The organism is Pseudoalteromonas sp. L21, from assembly GCF_021728035.1.
Classification (GTDB): Bacteria; Pseudomonadota; Gammaproteobacteria; order Enterobacterales; family Alteromonadaceae; genus Pseudoalteromonas; species Pseudoalteromonas arabiensis.
Genome location: NZ_JAKKCV010000001.1, coordinates 285,863 through 306,557 on the forward strand (window position 1 = coordinate 285,863; position 20,695 = coordinate 306,557).

The following is a 20,695-nucleotide window of genomic DNA, read 5'->3' on the forward strand; positions in this document are numbered from 1 at the left end:
AGGTTTAATTATGTGGTATTTCGCCTGGATATTAGGTGTTCTATTAGCCTGTACACTTGGTGTTATCAACGTCATGTGGTACGAATTTCACCAACATAAAGATTCCATCGCTGATGATGAGCTAGAGCTGTACGCGAGACTCAAAAACAACGATGACAACTAAACCCCGACCAAATCGCGCGCAGCAGCAAACGCTGCGCGCGTTCTTAAAGCAGTATAGCCAGTCCGCTTCAGGGCTTCTGAAACTAAGCATTAGTCTGGGCACACTCAATGCCCTGTTAATGATTGCCTCTTGCTATTTACTGGCAAACACAGTTCATCAAGTTATGTTTGAACAAGCAAGTTTGCAAGCTGTCACTCCTTTACTATGGCCCCTTGCAGGCCTTATTGTGCTTCGCGCCCTATTAGTTGCATTGAGTGAGCGAGTGAGTAGCCTTGCCGCATTAAAAATAAAAACGGTGATGCGCAATACATTACTTGCGAAGTTAACTAAACTAGGCCCTGGTTACAGTGAACACAAAGGGTACGGCGCAACGCTTAATACCTTACATAATGGTGTTGAAGCACTTCATCAATATTACGCAAACTACATTCCAAGCGTGGCGTACAGCGCACTTATTCCACTCGCTATTTTAGTGGTCATTTTTCCAACCGATTACAAAGCAGGGCTAATTTTCCTATTAACTGCCCCGCTTATTCCATTTTTTATGATTTTAGTTGGTCACAAAGCGGAGCAACTCAACCAAGAACGCTGGCAACAGCTCGCGGTACTTGGCAATTACTTTTTTGATCGTTTGCAAGGACTGACTCAGCTTAAGCTGTTTAATGCGACCAAACGCGAGCTAAATAATATTAGCCAGATTTCTGATGACTACCGTGGTGCAACCATGGGGGTGCTGAAAGTCGCCTTTTTATCCTCTTTCGCCTTGGAGTTTTTAGCTACCATTAGTGTTGCGCTTGTTGCAGTAATTATCGGCTTTAGACTGTTTTTTGGTACCCTCGATTTTGCCACTGGATTTGTGGTGTTACTACTGGCCCCTGAGTTTTACTTACCACTTCGACAAATGGGCACTCACTATCATGCAAAGTTAGAAGGGATCAGCGCCGCTGCTGATATGGTTGATATAATTAATCACAGCGAAGCACATGAGCATACGGGTTCATCACAATTATCAACACCGCTAAAAGACATACATGTGCATAGACTCACTTATCATTACCCTGACACAAACGAAGGGGTCACCGACATTAGTTTAAGTCTGCCGAATAAAGGGTTAATTGCATTTGTTGGAGAGAGTGGCTCAGGTAAAAGTACCCTCTTTGATTGCCTTTTAGGTTTTCACCATCAAGCTAACAGTGCCATCAATATTAACGGACAAGCACTCAGTGATATCGCACTACATAATTGGCAGGCGCAACTTGCGTGGATCCCACAACAAGCCACACTATTTTATCGAAGTGTTGCCGACAATCTACGCCTTGCCAAACCAGATGCAAGCCATGATGAACTTATTGCGGCCACTCGAAAAGCAGGCGCACTTGAGTTTATTAACGCCTTACCAAATGGCTTTGATACTATGCTGGGTGAACAAGGGGAAGGCCTCTCTGGCGGCCAAAAGCAGCGTATTGCTCTTGCTCGTGCATTTTTAAAGAATGCACCAATTCTAATGCTTGATGAGCCAACAGCACACTTAGACAGCCAAACAGAGCAGCTAATCAATCAAGCAATCCGAGATTATGCAAACGATCATTTAGTGCTGGTTATTGCTCATAGGCTTAATACGGTAAAACACGCAGACAATATTTACGTTATGCAGCAAGGTAAAATTATCGAGTCGGGTCATTATCAGCAACTCACTGAACAAGCGGGTCTGTTTGCTAAACTTGTGAGTCGAGGTGAAGCGCATGTATAACTTCATTCGCTTATTAAAACTGTGCAAACCTCATGCTGGCATGTTGCTACTGGGCGCTTTTTTAGCAAGCTTGACTGTGCTTGCTAATGTTGGTTTGCTTGCAATATCTGGCTGGTTTTTAGCCGCAATGGCAGCCGCTGGCATTGCAGGTGTACATATGAATTATTTTACACCTGCAGGAGTTATTCGCTTTTTAGCCATTGTAAGAACTGCATCACGGTACGGCGAACGAATGATCACTCACAATGCTACATTTTTATTGTTAAGCGAAGTTCGTGTAAAAATGTTTGCAACACTGAGCCGACTCAACAACGTTGATTTGGCAATGAGTCGCAGTGCCGACCTTGTGAATCGTTTGCAAAATGATGTGGATGCCCTTGATAAATTTTACTTAAATATCTTACTTCCCATCATAATAGCCTTATTCACTATTCCAATTGTCATGGCATTTATGAGCGCATACAACGCGAAGGTAGCTTTGATTTGTTTTATATCGTTGATGATAATTGGTGTACTGCTACCAGTCTTATTAAGTCATAAACTACACAAACAAGCAGATACCGAGACCAGACTTTCAGCTGAGCTAAGAGCTGAGCTTGCCGATACGTTAAAAGGAAACCGTGAACTTGCAATTTATCAAGCGCATGATGCTCAGTTAACACGCTGCGATACACTTAGTCAGCAATATAATTCGCAACTTTATACTCGCCATAAAGCCATCGCGAACAGCAATGGTTTAAGCATTTTTGTTATACAATTAACCATGCTCGCAAGCGTTTTTGTGATTATTCCTTTGGTTGCAACGGGCGCTACGAAAAATGTTGAATTGGCAATGCTCGCACTATTCGTCTTGGCTAGTTTTGAAACTGTACTTACCCTGCCCGCAGCTTTTATCGAGCTCCCTGTCGCTTTAAGTGCAGCAGAGCGGTTATTTTCGCTAGCGGACAAACAAACACCAGCGCCTTACAAAAAGCACGACCAAGTAAATAATCAACACGCGCTCGGCTTAGAATTAACTAATGTGAGTTATCAATACTCTGGGGCGCATAATTACGCTTTGAGGGATATTAATCTATCCATTGCAGCTGGCAACAAAGTAGCACTGGTTGGTGCAAGTGGCAGCGGTAAAACAACATTAGTAAATTTACTCACCGGACTTTGGCCTTTACAGTCTGGCTCATTAAAACTGTTAGCGGCAGAACACAGTATTGAACTTAGTAGCCTAGACGCTAACGAACGCTTTATGCAGCTCACGATTGTCGCCCAACAGCATCATATTTTTGATGGCACACTAAGGGAAAACCTACGCTATGCGGCACCGGATGCAACGGATGAAATGCTATTACAAGCTTGCAAACAGGCAGAACTTGGCTCATGGCTGAATAACTTAAAAAACGGCCTCAATACCCGTTTAGGCACCGCAGGAAGAAAACTCTCCCATGGTCAGTCACGTCGTATTGCTATTGCGCAAGCATTATTAAGACAAGGTCATTTTGTGGTTCTTGATGAACCAACGGAAAGCTTAGATAATCACACTAAGCACAGTTTACTTAATACACTCGAAAAGGTCTGGGCTGATAAAACCGTGCTAACAATCAGTCATGATCCTGTTATGTTGAATCGTGTTGATAAAGTCATTTGGTTAGAACAAGGGCAAATAAGAGCAATGGCAAGCCATGCTGAGCTGGTTGAGAATCAGCCAGATTATGTCGAGCTCATCACTCGTTTTTAATCAAGTTGCTCAACGGTAACGTCAATAACGCCTTGCTGCAAAGAAGCTATTTGTGAAAATGCCTTTTTAGACAAATCAATAATTCGACCGTGAACAAACGGACCACGGTCGTTAATGCTAACAATCACACTTTTATTATTTGCGATATTCGTCACTTTTACGCGGGTACCAAAAGCGAGATCTAGGTGAGCTGCACTCAATGCTTGTTGATTAAACACTGTACCGCTGGCCGTTGTACGACCATGGTATTTGTCCGCATAAAAGCTGGCTTTACCTCTTTGTACCTCGGCACTTGAGTTTATTGTAGGCGAGCTACTGCAGCCACTTAAAATTAAGCTTAACAATGCAAAGACGATGAGTTTGTTCATATTACTAGATCCTTTTTTGCTGTGAAGATAGCAAGCGCTGACTTAGCAAAACCTGAACTATAAAAACAACAAAGCCACCTTACGGTGGCTTTTGTAGGAGTTCGCTTATGATTAGCGAATAATTCCGCGCTCAGAGCTTTTCACAAAGTCGATCATCAGCTGAACAGCTGGGTATTTCGCTGCGTCTTCGCTCAGCTCAGCAATTGCTTCCTCAACACCTAAGCTCTTACGATAAAGTGTTTTGTAAGCGCGTCGAGTCGCCATTACTTCATCACTTTCAAAGCCACGACGTTTCATGCCCTCGGTGTTGATTGCGACTGGGCCTGCTGGCGTACCAATGGTTGTAACAAACGGCGGTACGTCTTTATTAACACCTGAGTACATACCAACAAAAGCATGTGCACCAATCTTACAGAACTGGTGAACACCCGAGTTACCCGCAAGGATCACCCAGTCACCGACGTGTACATGACCAGCAACAGAGGCGTTGTTAGCAAAAATCACGTTATCACCCACGACTGCATCATGAGCAACGTGCGTGTAAGCCATAAACAAGTTGTTACTACCAATTTTAGTCACACCTTGATCTTGAATAGTGCCACGGTGAATTGTTGCACATTCACGAATGACATTGTTGTCACCCATAATCAAAGTAGTTGGCTCATTCGCGTATTTTTTGTCTTGGCAAGCTTCACCAACCGATGCAAACTGAAAAATATGGTTACCAGAACCAATTGTCGATGGGCCTTTGACAACCACATGAGACTCAATGATACAGTTATCACCAATCGTTACATCGTTGCCAATATAGCTATAAGGGCCAACTGAGACATTTTTTCCAAGCTTCGCACCTGGTTCGATTATTGCCGTAGGATGGATCACTATTAAAACTCTCTTCTCGCACACATGATTTCGGCAGTACACACAACTTTGCCGTCAACTTTTGCTTCTGCTGCAAACTTCCATATATTGCGGCGCTCTTTAACAAACTCTACATGCAAATGCATCGTATCGCCAGGTAATACTGGTTGCTTAAATCGTGCATTGTCAATGGCAGCAAATAAGTAAAGCTCATTATCGCTACGATTTTCAACTGTTTTAAAACCTAATAAGCCAGTTGCTTGAGCCATTGCTTCTAATATCAACACACCTGGAAAAATTGGTTGATTTGGAAAGTGGCCTGTAAAAATAGGTTCATTCACTGTTACATTTTTAATAGCATGTAACGACTTGCCTGGCGTGTAATCTAAAACACGGTCAACAAGTAACATCGGATAACGATGCGGAAGTAAATTCAAGATATCTTGAATATCAAGACTATTTAATTCATTTGCCAAAATAGCATCCTTATTTGTCTTCAATATTGAGTGACTTAGTCAGTGACTCAAGTGCTTTTAAGCGGTCTTTCATATCACCAAGGTTTCGGATATGGGCAATACTACGACGCCATTCTTTGTTGTTTTGATGAGGCAAACCTGATGAGTAAATCCCAGGTTCAGTGATTGCTTTTGTCACCATACTCATGCCCGTGATTATAGCACCATCACAGACACTGATGTGACCATTAATTGCAACCATGCCGCCAATTTGACAATGTTTACCAACAACAACACTGCCGGCAAAAACAGTGCAACCAGCCACAGCTGTTCCCGAACCGATCTCGACATTATGCGCTATTTGACATTGATTATCGATAATTACGTTACTATGGATGAGTGTGTCATCGAGTGCGCCACGATCAATCGTTGTTGAGGCACCGACTTCAACTTTATCACCAATAATTACACGCCCTAATTGCGGTATTTTAATCCATTCACCACGCTCATTGGCGTAACCAAACCCATCGCTTCCTACGACTGTATTTGCTTGAAACAGACAGTCACTGCCAATTTCAACTTCATGGTAAATACTGACATTAGCCCAAAGCTTTGTTCCTTGGCCTATTTTTACCTGCTCACCAATAAAGCAACCTGGACCAATCTGCACATCGTTTGCAATGACCGCATTAGCTTCTATCACCACATTGGCAGCGATCGAGACATTATCTCCAATTGATGCTGAATCATGGATGACTGCACTAGGGTGTATCCCTACTGATGCGCTGCGGGGTGTTGTATCCATTAACTGGGCAAGCTTGGCGTAGCATACATAAGGATTAGCAATAATGAGCTTATTGCCACTAAAATAGTCGGCGTCTGCCGGTGATAAAATCACCGCACTGGCATTGGTGCTCTCTAACTGAGAACGATATTTTTTGTTCGCCAAAAATGCAATATGCCCAGATTGGGCATTTGCAAGTGTTGATATTTTTTTAATCTCTTGAGTGCCATCGCCGTGTAGCTCAGCACCCAAAAGATCCGCAATCTGCGAAAGCGTGTAGTTTTGCATATGTAATTTCTATTGCTTACTTACTTTTTCAACAACTTTATCTGATAAGTCAGACACTGTTTTCGGGTTAACGTAGATTGTTGTTTCTTTAACTTTTACTTCGTCGTACTTACCAGCTTTAGCCACTTCTTCAATCGCATCGAGAATTAGCTTTTGAACTTTTGCTAACTCTTGGTTTTGACGCATTTTGATTTCTTGCTCTAACGGACGACCCTTTTCAGCCAGCTGTTGTTGCATACCTTGAATCTTAGTACGTAATTCTTCTTTTTGCTTGTCACTCATTGTTGTTGCTTCACGCTTGAACTTTTCAGCTTCAAAACGGATATCACCCTGCAATTTTTCAAGCTCTTGACGGCGTTCAGCAAACTCAGCTTCAAGTGTTTGCTCTACTTTTGCCATTTGAGGGATTTGTTTATAGATTTCTTGCATGTCAACAATAGCGACTTTATGTGCAAATGCACTGGTAGACAGACCCATTGATAAAGTAGCAAGTAGTGCAAACGCTGTTGATTTAATTGATTTTTTCACAAAAAACTCCTTTAGAATGTATTACTAATATTAAAGCTGATGGTCTTCGTATCGTCATCTTCTTCTTTTTGCAATGGATACGCAAAACTGATCAGCATCGGACCCATTGGAGAGATCCATTGTAGTGAAAGACCGGTTGATACCCTAAAGCGCATCGGATCTGAATAATCCTCTAGTTTTGCGCGTTGATCAGGGGCTAAGTTTTGGTAACGGTCAACGTTAAACTCTGTGTCCCATACGTTCGCAGCATCTACGAAGAAGCTTGTACGTACAGAACTCGTGTTTTCTTCATCCAAGAATGGAGTTGGTACAATCAGCTCCATCCCTGCAACCGCTTTAGCGTTACCACCAATTCGGCCTTGCAATCTTAATACGTCAAATTCTGACGCCCCACCAATACTGCCGGTTGTTGTACCATCGTCTTGTGGCGTACCTGGGATTGTTTGCGGTGTACGTGATACAGCACGTGGTAAAATGGTATTTCTATCAAAACCACGTAATTCCATCTCAGTAATACGGAAGTACTCTTGGAACGGTAATGTTTGATCAAACCCATTGGTTGAACCGTAACCATTACCATAAGCAAGCGCTGCACGTGTTGAGAATACCCAACGATGGTCATTACTAATCGGCCAGTAAAAACGTGAGTCATAATTTAACTTAAAGTAAGTTAAATCTGAGTTCGGTGTTGTTGCCGTTAGATTAAGTGATTGACGCGAACCCGCTGATGGGAATAAACCACGGTTTACTGTCACTCGCGACCAACCTGTGCTCAACTCGTATTTAGTAAAGTTAAAGCCAGCATCTGGGTTTTCAGGGTCTAAGAAGGTTTCTCGCATTACGCGTGTTTGCTCGTATTCTGCGATATCCGATAACTCTTCTTCAATCCAACGGATACCGAAATTTATACGGTTTACAGCATCAATTGGGAAACCAATATTGGTACCGATACCATAGCTTTTCGATTTATAGTCGATGAGGCTAAATTTACTTGCATCATAGTTACTATAGAAAATGCTACTGCCCTGCGAAACACCATCTGGGGTGAAGTACGGGTCAGTATACGATAAGCTAATACGCTCTGAACCGCGTGACGTATTGATATTAAAACCAATTTGGTTACCAGTACCTAAGAAGTTCGACTCACTGACACCAATGTTAAATTGCAGACCTAAGTAAGAACCATAGGCAAGACCTGCATTAAAGCTACCTGCTGACTGTTCTTTCACGGTAAAATCGACGTCTACTTGGTCATCAACACCAGGGACAGGAACAACATTGAAGTCAACGCTTTCCATATACGGCAAACGTTGGATTTGCAATTTAGAGCGTTCAAGGTTTTGATTAGAAAGCCACGCACCTTCAAGCTGGGTCATTTCACGACGAACAACTTCGTCTGAAGTATTTTGGTTACCGCCAACGATAATACGACGCACATATACACGCTTGCCAGGGTCTACCGACAGCGTTAACTGCACTTCTTTATTTTCATCATCGATTTCAGGAATCGTGCGTACTTCAGCATTCGCATAGCCAAATCGGGCTAGGTAGCTCTTAATAAACTCTTCTGATGAGGTAACCACAGAACCGTTATACAATTCACCCGCTTTAAGTGGAATAACACTTTTAATAAGCTCTTCGCGGCCAAGTAAGTCACCGATAAAGTCAAACCCTTTTACAGTGTATTTAACACCCTCAGTCATGTTTGCAGTCACATATACTGAATCTCGCTCAGGGCTCACAGACACTTGTGTGGAATCAATATTAAAGCGTAAGTAACCACGGTCTAGATAGTAACTGCGGATTTTTTCAAGATCGCCTTCAATCGTTTGTTTCTGATAGCGGTCACTTGACATGAACTTCCACCATGGCAAATCTTGTTGAGATTCAGCCAATTTGAGCAGCTCTTCATCTGAGAAAAGTTCATTACCAACAAGGTTTATTTGACGAATTGACGCAGCGTCACCTTCATCAAACTTAAATAATAACTTTACACGGTTACGAGGTAGCTTGGTGATGCTTACTTCAACTTTAGCATTGTATTTACCAATACTATGGAAGAACTCAACAAGCCCTTTTTCAATATTATCAAGGACGGTTTTATCAAGAGGCTCACCGGTACGAATATCTTGTTGATCAAGTGATTCGTTTAGCTGCTCATCTTTAATATCTTTATTGCCGTCGAACTCAATCAAGCTGATTGTTGGGCGCTCAGTGACACGGAAAATAACATTATTACCGTCACGCAACGCTTTAATATTATCAAAGTGACCTGAACGATAGAGTGACTTTATGGTTCTTGAAATTGTGTACTCATCAATATTATCGCCCACGTTGATCGGAATATGCGTCAGTGCAGCACCTAATGCAACACGTTGTAAACCTTCAACTTTTAAATCTTCTACAATAAAGGAGTTTTGGCCTAGGGCTGCAAAGCTTGCACCTAATAAACTTGAAACTGCCAAATGTTTTTTTATAGCCATTTTGTTATCTTTATCCTTTACAACTGTATTACCGCTCAACACCTTGTAAATTTAACTTTTTGCAGTGTTTTACAATCGTGTTCAAATTGGAATTTTCCGCTTACTTGTTATAAACGTGATACATCATTGAACAAAGCGAAACATGTTAAAAATATGAGCAGTAAGGCGCCCAATTTAAAACCAAACTCTTGTGTCTTTTCAGAGACAGGCTTCTTACGAAAAAGTTCAATTATGTAATACATTAAGTGCCCACCATCAAGCACTGGCAACGGCAATAAGTTAAATACGCCAAGGTTAACACTGATTAATGCTAAAAAGCTTAAAAATGCAACCAAGCCATAGCTTACGCTAGTCCCCGCCCCCACTGCAATGCCTACGGGCCCACTTAAGTTTTTAACTGACACTTGACCCGTAATGAGGTTGCCAATCATATCAAAACTTAAGGTTATTAAACGCCATGTTTCTTTTATGCCCAGCACAATACTATCGACAGGGCCATAATGTCTAGTTTCAATGTAGTTTTCTGGCCAAGGCTCGACCTTTGGTGCAACTCCTAAAAACCCTTGCAACACGCCAGCATCGTTATCACGGCCATCGGGTGTGACAGTAAGTGACTCAATGTTACCTTGTCTTTTTACACTAAATTGTAAGGATTTGTTAGGTGATTGTTGAATTATAGAGACTAACTGGGTCCAATCGCTGATATTTTCGCCATTTACTGCTGCGATTGTATCATTTACCTGAAGGCCAGCCCGCTCAGCTGCAGAACCTTTATTGATTTGCGCGACCGTTAATGTCGCTTGAGGTCTAAATGGAACAATACCAATCGACGTTAACGGAGGCACATCTTGTTGATCTAACTTCCACCCATCTAGGTTCAATGTACGAACATGCTTTTGGTAATTTTGGTCGCGTAATGTCACCACAACACTTTGCTCACCTAAACGACTCATTAATGAGAAAGTAGCATCTTGCCAAGTGCTAATATCATCTTCACCTATTTTGATAATTTGTTGGTTTGCTTCGATATTTGCTGACTCTGCACGGCTACCTTGCGTGACCTCACCAACGACAGGTTTTAATGACTGAACGCCCACCATATACATTACCGCAAGGGCAAAAATAGCAAATAAGAAGTTCGCCATGGGACCCGCTGCAACAATGGCAATACGGGCTTTTACAGACTTGGCATTAAATGATAGATGGCGCTGCTCCGGCGGGACTTCGTCAACTCGTTCATCCAGCATTTTAACATAGCCACCCAATGGGATAGCTGCAATGACGTATTCTGTTTTATGCTTGTCGTACCATTTTATAAGTGGTTTGCCAAAGCCAATTGAAAAGCGTAAAACCTTTACACCGGCTTTACGCGCCACCCAAAAATGGCCATATTCATGCACGGTCACTAAAATTCCCAGTGCAAGAATGAATGAGCCTAAATTCCAGAAAAAATCAAACATCTTAATTCATGCCCTTTTTAACAAGTTCAAGCGCTTTAATACGTGCAGCTTTATCGCACGCTAATATTTCTTCAAGTGTTTGTACATTAACATTCAAGGTTGACTCTAATGTCTGCGCATTAACACGGAAAATATCTGTAAAGCCAATTTGCCCATTTAAAAATGCCGCAACAGCGACTTCATTGGCAGCGTTGACTGTCGTTGTTGCACCTTGCCCCATTTCACTGGCGTCGATTGCTAATTTTAAATTTGGATAACGTGCATAATCAGGTTTAGTAAACGTAAAATCAGCTAGCTCTGAAAAGTCGAGGGGCTTCACACCTGCATCAACACGATCTGGAAAAGCAAGTGCATGTGCGATAGGTGTGCGCATATCTGGATTTCCCATTTGCGCAAGCACAGAGCCATCTTGATACTGTACCATTGAGTGAATAATACTTTGCGGATGAATGACCACTTCAATATCACTGGCGTGACAGTTAAATAACCATTTCGCTTCAATGAATTCGAGGCCTTTGTTCATCATGGTCGCTGAATCAACAGAAATCTTTTGTCCCATAGACCAGTTAGGGTGAGCCACCGCCTCAGCGACTGTAACAGATGATAATGTGGCTAAATCACGGGTTAAAAATGGCCCACCAGAGCCTGTTAACAAGATTTTGCTCACGCCGTTATCACCAAGTAACCCTGATGTGTTCTGTAATGATGCAGGCATGCATTGAAAAATAGCATTATGTTCGCTATCAATTGGCAGTAGTGTTGCGCCATGTTGCTTTACTTTGTCAATAAACAACTGACCTGACATCACCAACGATTCTTTATTAGCAAGCAGTACTTTCTTACCGGCTTCAACGGCACTCAAGGTGGGTAGTAAGCCTGCTGCTCCCACAATAGCCGACATCACTGTATTAACGTCGGGGTGAGCCGCAAGCTCGCTCATTGCTTCTACGCCTGCAAGCACTTCGGTCGTACAGGGTGTATTTGCAAGTAAGCTTGATAACGCCTTTGCTGCCGCACTATTAGCCATAACAGCAAATTTCGGTTGATGCGCTAAACAAAGTTCAGCCATTTTTTCAGCGTTCTGCCCTGCGGTTAACGCAAAAATAGCGAAGCGATCCGTATTTCGAGCGACAACATCTAACGTACTTAGGCCGATTGACCCCGTTGCACCAAGCACTACCAGTTGTTCAGTCTTGCTCATAAACTTAATGTCCATGCATAACAAAGCACGAAAATAGGTGCTGCTGCAGTGAGACTGTCAATACGGTCTAAGATACCGCCATGACCTGGTAAACATGAACCGCTGTCTTTTAAACCCGCTTCACGTTTAAACATACTTTCAAGTAAGTCACCCACCGCAGAAAACAGTGCTATAAATGCAGTCATAATGGCATAAACAGGCCAAACAGCCATATCAACGTCGCTAAAGTGACAAAAAGCCAACACGAAGATAACCGATGCGACGACCCCACCAAGTAACCCTTCAATGGTTTTATTAGGGCTGACTTTAGGCATTAATTTACGTTTACCTAAGTTCTTACCTGTGAAATAAGCGCCGATGTCTGCACTCCAAACAATACCTAAAACCACTAAAATCAGCATTGAACCAAAGTGAGTCGATTCGTTATAGCCCGCACTTCTTAAGGTATTTAACGCCAACCATAATGGCACGAGGGTTAGAAAGCCTGCTATCGCTCGCATCACAAGGCCTTCATTCCAAGCTTTCGCCATGGCGGGGTAGCGCCATACTAAATAAGTGGCAACAATCCACCACGCGAATGACAAGGTAAACAAATAATTAGCATCGCCCACCAGCTTACCATTTTGCCAAAGCGACTCTATCGGCCAATGCCAATTTAGAAGAGCAAGAATGACAGCGGTCGCAGCGACAAAGCCTAGCCGTTTGAATTTATCGCATAGGCCCATAAAAGCAGACCATTCCCACGCACCGAGTAAAACAATACCGGCAGCGATATAACTAAATAAAGTAAGTGGGGTATAAAAAACCAATACAAGTGCAAGTGGCGCAAGTACAAGTGAGGTTAAAATTCGTTGTTTAAGCAATGTGTGTACCTTCAACTAGTAATTAGGTTTCGGCGAGTAATTGTTTTATTTGTTCACCGGTACAACCAAATCGTCGCTCTCTGGCAACGTAACAAGCGATAGCGTCAGCAAAAGCAGCTTCATTAAAATCTGGCCAAAGCGTATCTGTAAAGTAAAGCTCAGCATAAGCAGCTTGCCACAAAAGAAAGTTACTAATGCGTAAATCACCACCGGTACGGATCATCAAATCAAGTTCCACCTGTCCTGCCATACTCATGTGGTCGTTCATATGCTGCTCAGTGATTTCATCTGCGTCTAACTCACCCGCAGCGACTTTCTTGGCAAGCTGTGTTGCGGCATTGGTAATATCCCAACGACCACCATAATTAGCCGCGACATTTAATTCTAACCCAGTGTTGTTGCGAGTAAGTTCGTGCGCAGCATCTACTTTGTGTCGTAAACCTTCAGAAAAACGTGATAAATCACCAATGATATTTAGTTTTACATTATTTTTATGAAGTTTTTTTACTTCTTTGCCCAGTACGAATAAAAACAACTCCATAAGTGTATTTACTTCGTCCTCTGGGCGGCGCCAATTTTCACTACTAAACGCAAATAGTGTTAATGACTGAATACCTAAGCGAGTACAAAATTGCACTGATTGACGCACCGCATCAACGCCCTTTTTGTGCCCGTAAACACGTGGGCGATTTTTAGCTTGCGCCCATCGACCGTTACCATCCATGATTATAGCGACATGCTTAGGCAAACTTTGCTGGGAAATTTTATCAGCGTTAAGAACCATAAATATCGAGTATTCCATAAAAAAACGCCGTCTAGTATACCCTAGACGGCGTTTCAAAACTAATAAATTTAGTTATGCCAATTACCTATTCAGGATGAATGCCTGAAAGATAAACAGGACGTATTAGATTTCCATCAATTCAGCTTCTTTCGCTGTTAATTGTGTATCCATTTCTTTAATGAACTTATCAGTAAGCTTTTGAATTTCATCTTCAGCTTGACGTGCTTCATCTTCCGAAATGTCTTTATCTTTCAATAAGCTCTTAATGTCGCCATTCGCATCACGACGGATGTTACGTACCGCAACACGACCACTTTCAACTTCACCACGTACAATTTTAATAAGGTCTTTACGACGCTCTTCAGTAAGTGGAGGAAGTGGAACACGAATAACCGTACCTGCAGACATAGGGTTTAAACCTAAGTCTGAAGCCATGATCGCTTTTTCTACAGCTTGTGCTAATGACTTGTCAAACACGCTAATAGCCAGTGTACGCGAGTCTTCAATTGTGACGTTTGCAACTTGGTTTAACGGCGTATCAGCACCATAGTAAGATACTTGAATACCATCAAGTAACGCAGGGTGAGCACGGCCTGTGCGAATTTTAGATAATTGGCTGCCTAGTGCCGCAACACTTTTTTGCATGCGCTCTGACGCATCTTTTTTGATATCGTTAATCACGGTTCAATCCTAATAATCTATTTATTTATTTCATCTGAGGCTTGTGAAGAAATAAGTGTTCCTTCATCTTCACCCATAATAACACGTTTCAGCGCGCCAGATTTGTTCATATTAAATACGCTTAAAGGCATTTTATGATCTCGTGCAAGAGTGAATGCAGCTAAGTCCATAACCTTTAATTCTTTTTCAATGATTTCATTGTAGCTCAAGTGGCGATATAGTGTAGCTTCTGGATTTTTAACTGGGTCATCAGAATAAACACCGTCCACTTTTGTCGCTTTGATAACTGTGTCAGCTTCAATTTCGATACCACGTAAACACGCGGCAGAATCTGTAGTAAAGAACGGATTACCCGTACCCGCTGAGAAAATCACTACACGGCCAGATTTTAATAAGCTGATTGCTTCAGCCCAGTTATAAGCATCACACACGCCATTTAGTGGGATAGCTGACATTAAGCGGCAATTTACAAATGCACGGTGTAGTGCATCGCGCATTGCCAAGCCATTCATTACTGTTGCTAGCATTCCCATGTGGTCACCCACTACGCGGTTCATGCCAGCTTCTGCTAATGAACCACCACGTAAGAAGTTACCGCCACCGATAACCAAACCTACTTCTACGTCGAGCTCTACAAGTTCTTTAATTTCTTGAGCCATACGGTCAAGTACTTTCGGGTCGATGCCGAAGCCTTCGTCTCCCATTAATGCTTCACCGCTAAGTTTAAGAAGAACACGTCTAAAAATAGGTTTACGATTGATAGTCATAATATTTGGGCCAGCCTTAGTAATGAGATAAAAAATAACCGCGCTATGGTTACACATAAAACGCGGTTATTTTAAAGAATTTTCATCAGTGACGCAAAAGCTAATAGCAGATTAATTTCATCTAATTTCGCCCACATCACTCAAGCAGAAAATTACTCGCCTTTTGCAGCAGCAATTTGTGCAGCTACTTCAGCAGCGAAATCTTCTTCTTTACGCTCGATACCTTCACCAACTTCTAAACGGATGAAGTTAGAAACAGTTGCGCCTTTCTCTTTAAGAATTTCGCCAACAGTCTTCTTAGGCTCCATGATGAAAGCTTGACCAGTAAGCGAGATCTCACCAGTGAATTTCTTCATACGGCCAACAACCATCTTCTCAGCGATTTCAGCAGGCTTGCCTTCGTTCATCGCGATATCGATTTGAACTGCTTTTTCTTTCTCAACAACGTCAGCTGGTACGTCTTCTGGGTTAACGAACTCAGGCTTAGACGCAGCTACGTGCATAGCAACTTGCTTAAGTGTTTCTTCGTCAGCTTCACCAACTACAACAACACCGATACGGTCGCCGTGACGGTATGAAGAAAGTTTGTCACCATCGATGTACTCAACGCGACGAACATTGATGTTTTCACCAATTTTAGCAACTAGTGCAACACGCGTTTCTTCGAACTGTGCTTTAAGCGCATCGATGTCTGCTTTAGATTCTGCAGCAGCGTCAAGAACTTGGTTAGCGAAACCAAGGAAGTTAGCATCTTTAGCAACGAAGTCAGTTTGACAGTTAACTTCAAGAAGCGCAGCGAAACCGTTACCTTCTTTGATTAAGATTGTACCTTCAGCAGCGATATTACCTGCTTTTTTAGCAGCCTTTGCAGCACCGCTCTTACGCATGTTTTCGATCGCTAACTCGATGTCACCGTTCGTTTCAGTTAACGCTTTTTTACAATCCATCATGCCAGCGCCAGTACGCTCGCGTAATTCTTTAACTAGGGCAGCAGTTACAGCCATTAGAATATCCTCAATTGAATTCTGTTATTAGGGAAGCGGTATGGGCCGCTTAACAAGAATAACAAGTCTTCACCTTAATTAAGATGAAGACTTGATGACAGCTAATTACTCAGCTTCTACGAAATCGTCTTTCTCAGCTTGAGCAACGATGTTGTTCTCACGACCTTCAGTGATCGCAGCTGATACAGCGCCAGTGTAAAGTTGGATAGCACGGATCGCATCATCGTTACCAGGAACAACGTAATCAACGCCGTCTGGGTTAGAGTTAGTATCAACGATAGCAACAACTGGAATACCTAGGTTGTTAGCTTCACGGATAGCGATGTGCTCGTGGTCTGCATCGATAACGAAAAGTGCGTCAGGAAGACCACCCATGTCTTTGATACCACCAAGGCTCTTTTCAAGCTTTTCCATTTCACGAGTTAGCATTAACGCTTCTTTCTTAGTTAACTTCTCGAAAGTACCGTCTTGGCTTTGCGCTTCAAGATCTTTAAGACGCTTGATTGATTGACGAACTGTTTTCCAGTTAGTCAACATACCACCTAACCAACGGTGGTTTACGTAGAACTGCTCGCTTTGAAGAGCTGCTTCTTTAACTGCTTCGCTTGCTGCGCGCTTAGTACCAACGAAAAGTACTTTACCTTTGTTAGAAGCTGCGTTCGATAAGAACTTAAGTGCTTCGTTGAACATTGGTACAGTTTGCTCTAGGTTGATGATATGAACACGGTTACGAGCGCCGAAGATGAAAGGCTTCATCTTAGGATTCCAGTAACGTGCTTGGTGACCAAAGTGAACACCAGCTTGAAGCATATCGCGCATTGAAACGTTTGCCATTTGTAAATTCCTCTAATAGTTTAGGGTTAGGCCTCCACATATCCCATAGCACCAACACCTAAGTTAATTTGTAACTTATGTGCACCCAAGTGTATGTGACGATACGTGTGTGTGTTAAAATAAAATTGTGTTTGCCTTAAATACAAAAAATCAGTTAAGAATTTATTTGTAAAAAGACGGCGCGCTTTATACCATATTAAAATTGAAAACTCAACATTCAGTGCAAAATTTGTGCACTGAAAAATGACCTGAAAAACAACTTTGGAGCCTCAATGAGTGCTGTGATCAAGACCCCTGAAGAAATCGAAAAAATGCGTGTTGCCGGGCGCTTAGCCGCCGAGGTACTTGAAATGATTGAACCGCATGTGGTGCCAGGTGTAACCACAGATGAACTAAATACAATTTGTCACGATTATATTGTTAACGTTCAAGATGCTATTCCAGCACCGCTTAACTATCACGGTTTCCCAAAATCAATTTGCACCTCAGTGAACCATGTAATTTGTCACGGTATCCCAAATGACAAACCACTTAAAGAAGGTGACAGCGTCAATATTGATGTAACTGTAATCAAAGACGGTTACCATGGCGATACATCTAAAATGTTCCATGTTGGTACACCAAATATCCAAGGTAAGCGCCTTGCTGAAGTAACACAAGAGAGCCTGTATCTTGCCATTAAAATGGTGAAACCTGGTGTTCGCTTAGGTGACATTGGTGCTGCGATTCAAAAATACGCTGAAAGCTTTAGCTATTCGATTGTACGTGAATACTGTGGTCACGGTATTGGTGCAGAGTTCCACGAAGAGCCACAAGTTATGCACTACGGCAAAGCAGGTACTGGTGAAGTATTAAAAGCGGGCATGTGCTTAACAATCGAACCTATGGTTAATGCGGGTAAACGCCAATGTAAGTTGCTTAAAGATGACTGGACCGTAGTAACAAAAGACCGTTCATTGTCTGCGCAGTGGGAACATACGCTGTTAGTGACTGAAAATGGTGTTGAAATTTTAACGCTCCGATCAGATGATACTATTGACAGGATCATCGAACACTAGGAGCCAGCCCCTGTGGCATTACCCAATAAAGTAAAGAAGTTGCTTAGCCAAGCTGAGCAACTTAGCGACTATCGCGACTGTTCAAGTTATTTTTACAAATGGCTTCAGAACGAATTTTCTAAACAACCCGTCAGCAACTTAATCAATGCCCGCGCTGAGTTTATCGATCGCTTATTGATTAAACTGTTCCATGATTACGACCTTGCACACGAAAGTGATTTAGCCCTTATCGCGGTAGGTGGTTATGGCCGTGGCGAATTACACCCCTACTCCGACATCGACTTTATGTTGCTAGTTAGTGAGCAACCAAGTGATGCGGTGTGTGAAAAGATTGGTCAGTTCGTCACTATGCTTTGGGATCTCAACTTAGAAATTGGTCACAGCGTTCGCACCATAGAACAAGCATTAGAACAAAAGCGCGAAGACGTGACATTTGCCACCAGCTTACTCGAGAGCCGACTCATTTTCGGTAATCATATTGAGTTTGAAAAACTCAAAAGGCATTTAATCGATACGCCCATTTGGCGCTCTGATGAATTCTTTTTGGCAAAAGTACAAGAACAGAATTTACGTCATAAAAAGTGCCATGGCACAGCCTATAACCTTGAGCCTAATATTAAAGAAAACCCTGGTGGTTTACGTGATTTACAAACTATTATATGGGTGGCTAAAAAACACTTTAGAGCGGAGACATTACAAGAGCTTATCAATCACGGCTATCTGACTCACGAGGAATATCAAGAACTCTCTGAATGCTTAGAGAACTTGTGGAATATTCGATTTGCATTGCATATAGCTGCAGGACGTTCCGAAAATCGCTTATTGTTCGATCATCAACCTAACGCCGCTGAAATACTTGGCTTTGGTAGTGATGGTAAAGCCTCTGTCGAGCGTATGATGAAACGCTTATTCCGAATTATGAGCCGCGTACGAGAGCTTAATCAAATGTTGCTTTCATACTTTGAGCAAAGCATTTTACCGGGTGCCGGAGAGTTACCTGTCGTTGAGCTCGACCGTAACTTTGAGCGTATTGGTCATCAAATTAGGGTAAAAAACCCCTCAGTGTTTTTCCGCCGTGATCAGCTATTTGTGTTGTTCGAGCACATAGCTGATAACCCTGAAATCACCCATATTTACCCAAGTACCATTCGTACAATGCGCCAAGTACGACGCCGTTTACTCGGTGATTTACAAGATTACGCCGCCTGCCGCGAAGCATTTTTACGACTTGTAAAGCATCCAAACGGCATGGGTCGTGCATTCACGCTCATGCATAAGCACGGCATGATTGCTGCCTATTTACCGCAATGGCGAAATATTTTTGGACAAATGCAGTTTGACCTATTTCACGCTTACACCGTGGATGAGCACACGCATAAATTAATCAACAATATTTACAAATATTTTGATAAGTCAAAAGTCAGCGAGTTTCCGCTCTGTAGTGAAATAGTCACGCGCATGGATAAGCCTGAGTTACTTTATTTAGCAGGTATTTTCCATGATATTGCCAAAGGTCGTGGTGGCGATCACTCAGAGCTTGGCTCTGTAGACGCCCTTGCTTTTGCCAAGCTTCATCGCTTTCCAGCATCCGATGGAAAACTCATTTCGTGGCTTGTTGCTAATCATTTACTGATGTCGGTCACAGCGCAACGCAAAGACATTAACGACCCTGATGTCATTAAAGACTTTGCCAGCAAAGTAAAAACTGAGCGTCAGCTCGATTACTTATATTGCTTAACACTGGCTGATATCCGTGCCACCAATGATAACTTGTGGAATGATTGGAAGAACACACTACTACGAGAGCTTTATTTACACACCCAGCGCGCACTTCGTCTAGGGCTAGAAAACCCGATGGATCAACGTGATCAGATTCGTGATAAAAAACAACAAGCTAAACAACGTCTATTGAATCACGGCTGTAACGAAGACCAAATTGATTTAATTTGGAGTCGCTTTAAAGCCAATTACTTTACTGCCTTTAGTGAACAACAAATTTCATGGCACACCGAACATTTACTCAATTGTGAGGACTTAAGCCAGCCCAGTGTGATGGTGTCTGATACCGCCATGCATGGGGGAACGCAAGTATTTGCTTATAGTCCATACTCAGGCGGGCTGTTCGCTCGTTTAGTCAGTGTCATCGGCTCTAAAAAAGCACAAATTCAACATGCACAAGTCCTCACGACAAAAGACGGTTATGTGCTATTTAGTTTTGTTATTCTGGAAGTGAATGGCGACCCAATTGCCAGTAATCGTGCGCAAGGTATTAAACGCGCACTTGATGCCGCAATTAGTGATCCTAAAAAGAAAATTCGTTTTAAAAAGAACCGCTCACAGCGTTTTAAAGACTTTAATATTAAACCCAAAATTGTGCTTAGACCGCATGCCCGAAAAGATCGCAGTTTAATCGAAATTCAGGCAGTGGATATTCCTGGGTTACTCACGAAAATTGCCGAAGTGTTTCAAGCACACTTATTACATATTCATGCCGCACGGATCACCACTGTCGGTGAACGTGCAGAAGATTTCTTCGTGGTATCAAATAACGAATACCAAGCATTAACAGACGAAGAACAAGCAAAAATTCATCAAGCATTGCGTAAAAAACTCAACGCAGAAACCGAATAA

At 42.4% G+C, this 20,695-nt stretch carries 19 protein-coding genes; 5 read left to right on the forward strand and 14 right to left on the reverse strand.

Annotated elements, in window-relative coordinates:
- Window positions 1-10: 10 nt before the first annotated feature.
- The 3 genes from cydX to cydC are packed head-to-tail and all read left to right on the forward strand — an operon-like array spanning window position 11 to window position 3,645.
- The gene (cydX, locus tag L3V41_RS01305; protein ID WP_036969707.1) at window positions 11-163 is read left to right on the forward strand and encodes a cytochrome bd-I oxidase subunit CydX; all 153 of its coding nucleotides are present in this window, start codon (window positions 11-13) and stop codon (window positions 161-163) included.
- Window positions 153-1,913: a thiol reductant ABC exporter subunit CydD gene (cydD, locus tag L3V41_RS01310; RefSeq protein WP_237127058.1), complete on the forward strand. Its 1,761-nt coding sequence runs from the start codon at window positions 153-155 to the stop codon at window positions 1,911-1,913. The genes cydX and cydD overlap by 11 nt, the downstream gene beginning before the upstream one ends.
- Window positions 1,906-3,645, forward strand: coding sequence for a thiol reductant ABC exporter subunit CydC (cydC, locus tag L3V41_RS01315; RefSeq protein WP_237127059.1), 1,740 nt, complete (start codon window positions 1,906-1,908; stop codon window positions 3,643-3,645). Before cydD ends, cydC begins: the two co-directional genes overlap by 8 nt.
- On the opposite strand, the gene L3V41_RS01320 is transcribed toward cydC, so the two are convergent.
- The 14 genes from L3V41_RS01320 to rpsB all read right to left on the reverse strand — a co-directional run bounded on the left by L3V41_RS01320 (window position 3,642) and on the right by rpsB (window position 17,006).
- Entirely contained in the window at window positions 3,642-4,013 is a 372-nt protein-coding gene (locus L3V41_RS01320; protein WP_193987559.1) for a septal ring lytic transglycosylase RlpA family protein, read from the reverse strand. The genes cydC and L3V41_RS01320 overlap by 4 nt on opposite strands.
- 111 nt (window positions 4,014-4,124) lie before the next feature.
- A complete protein-coding gene (gene lpxA / locus L3V41_RS01325) occupies window positions 4,125-4,895 on the reverse strand; it encodes an acyl-ACP--UDP-N-acetylglucosamine O-acyltransferase (RefSeq protein WP_062569884.1) in 771 nt (256 codons plus the stop codon).
- A 2-nt stretch (window positions 4,896-4,897) separates the two neighbouring features.
- Window positions 4,898-5,350: a 3-hydroxyacyl-ACP dehydratase FabZ gene (gene fabZ / locus L3V41_RS01330; RefSeq protein ID WP_062569883.1), complete on the reverse strand. Its 453-nt coding sequence runs from the start codon at window positions 5,348-5,350 to the stop codon at window positions 4,898-4,900.
- A 10-nt stretch (window positions 5,351-5,360) separates the two neighbouring features.
- The gene (gene lpxD, locus L3V41_RS01335; RefSeq protein ID WP_062569882.1) at window positions 5,361-6,401 is read right to left on the reverse strand and encodes a UDP-3-O-(3-hydroxymyristoyl)glucosamine N-acyltransferase; all 1,041 of its coding nucleotides are present in this window, start codon (window positions 6,399-6,401) and stop codon (window positions 5,361-5,363) included.
- 9 nt (window positions 6,402-6,410) lie between these two features.
- A complete protein-coding gene (locus L3V41_RS01340) occupies window positions 6,411-6,929 on the reverse strand; it encodes an OmpH family outer membrane protein (protein WP_062569881.1) in 519 nt (172 codons plus the stop codon).
- An 11-nt stretch (window positions 6,930-6,940) separates the two neighbouring features.
- Window positions 6,941-9,412, reverse strand: a complete 2,472-nt coding sequence (gene bamA / locus L3V41_RS01345; RefSeq protein ID WP_062569880.1) for an outer membrane protein assembly factor BamA — start codon at window positions 9,410-9,412, stop codon at window positions 6,941-6,943.
- 107 nt (window positions 9,413-9,519) lie between these two features.
- Window positions 9,520-10,872 (reverse strand): sigma E protease regulator RseP, encoded by a 1,353-nt coding sequence (gene rseP, locus L3V41_RS01350; RefSeq protein ID WP_237127060.1) that lies wholly within the window; start codon window positions 10,870-10,872, stop codon window positions 9,520-9,522.
- A 1-nt stretch (window position 10,873) separates the two neighbouring features.
- Window positions 10,874-12,073 (reverse strand): 1-deoxy-D-xylulose-5-phosphate reductoisomerase, encoded by a 1,200-nt coding sequence (gene ispC / locus L3V41_RS01355; protein ID WP_062569878.1) that lies wholly within the window; start codon window positions 12,071-12,073, stop codon window positions 10,874-10,876.
- Window positions 12,070-12,936 carry a phosphatidate cytidylyltransferase gene (locus L3V41_RS01360; protein WP_062569877.1) on the reverse strand — a complete coding sequence of 289 codons (867 nt, stop codon included), beginning with the start codon at window positions 12,934-12,936 and terminating at the stop codon, window positions 12,070-12,072. Before L3V41_RS01360 ends, ispC begins: the two co-directional genes overlap by 4 nt.
- Window positions 12,937-12,958: 22 nt before the next feature.
- Window positions 12,959-13,738: an isoprenyl transferase gene (locus L3V41_RS01365; RefSeq protein ID WP_237114265.1), complete on the reverse strand. Its 780-nt coding sequence runs from the start codon at window positions 13,736-13,738 to the stop codon at window positions 12,959-12,961.
- A gap of 105 nt (window positions 13,739-13,843) precedes the next feature.
- Complete coding sequence (frr, locus tag L3V41_RS01370) at window positions 13,844-14,401, reverse strand: ribosome recycling factor (RefSeq protein WP_062569875.1); 558 nt, start codon at window positions 14,399-14,401, stop codon at window positions 13,844-13,846.
- A 17-nt stretch (window positions 14,402-14,418) separates the two neighbouring features.
- Complete coding sequence (gene pyrH / locus L3V41_RS01375) at window positions 14,419-15,168, reverse strand: UMP kinase (RefSeq protein WP_062570043.1); 750 nt, start codon at window positions 15,166-15,168, stop codon at window positions 14,419-14,421.
- Between the two features lie 152 nt (window positions 15,169-15,320).
- On the reverse strand, window positions 15,321-16,172 hold the full coding sequence (gene tsf / locus L3V41_RS01380) for a translation elongation factor Ts (protein WP_237127061.1): 852 nt from the start codon (window positions 16,170-16,172) through the stop codon (window positions 15,321-15,323).
- Window positions 16,173-16,277: 105 nt separating this feature from the next.
- Window positions 16,278-17,006 carry a 30S ribosomal protein S2 gene (gene rpsB / locus L3V41_RS01385; RefSeq protein ID WP_062569873.1) on the reverse strand — a complete coding sequence of 243 codons (729 nt, stop codon included), beginning with the start codon at window positions 17,004-17,006 and terminating at the stop codon, window positions 16,278-16,280.
- Window positions 17,007-17,254: 248 nt separating this feature from the next.
- Between rpsB and map the strand changes: the two genes are divergently transcribed.
- Together map and glnD are read left to right on the forward strand one after the other, a co-directional pair.
- On the forward strand, window positions 17,255-18,064 hold the full coding sequence (map, locus tag L3V41_RS01390; RefSeq protein WP_228074483.1) for a type I methionyl aminopeptidase: 810 nt from the start codon (window positions 17,255-17,257) through the stop codon (window positions 18,062-18,064).
- 12 nt (window positions 18,065-18,076) lie between these two features.
- Entirely contained in the window at window positions 18,077-20,695 is a 2,619-nt protein-coding gene (gene glnD / locus L3V41_RS01395) for a [protein-PII] uridylyltransferase (RefSeq protein ID WP_237114266.1), read from the forward strand.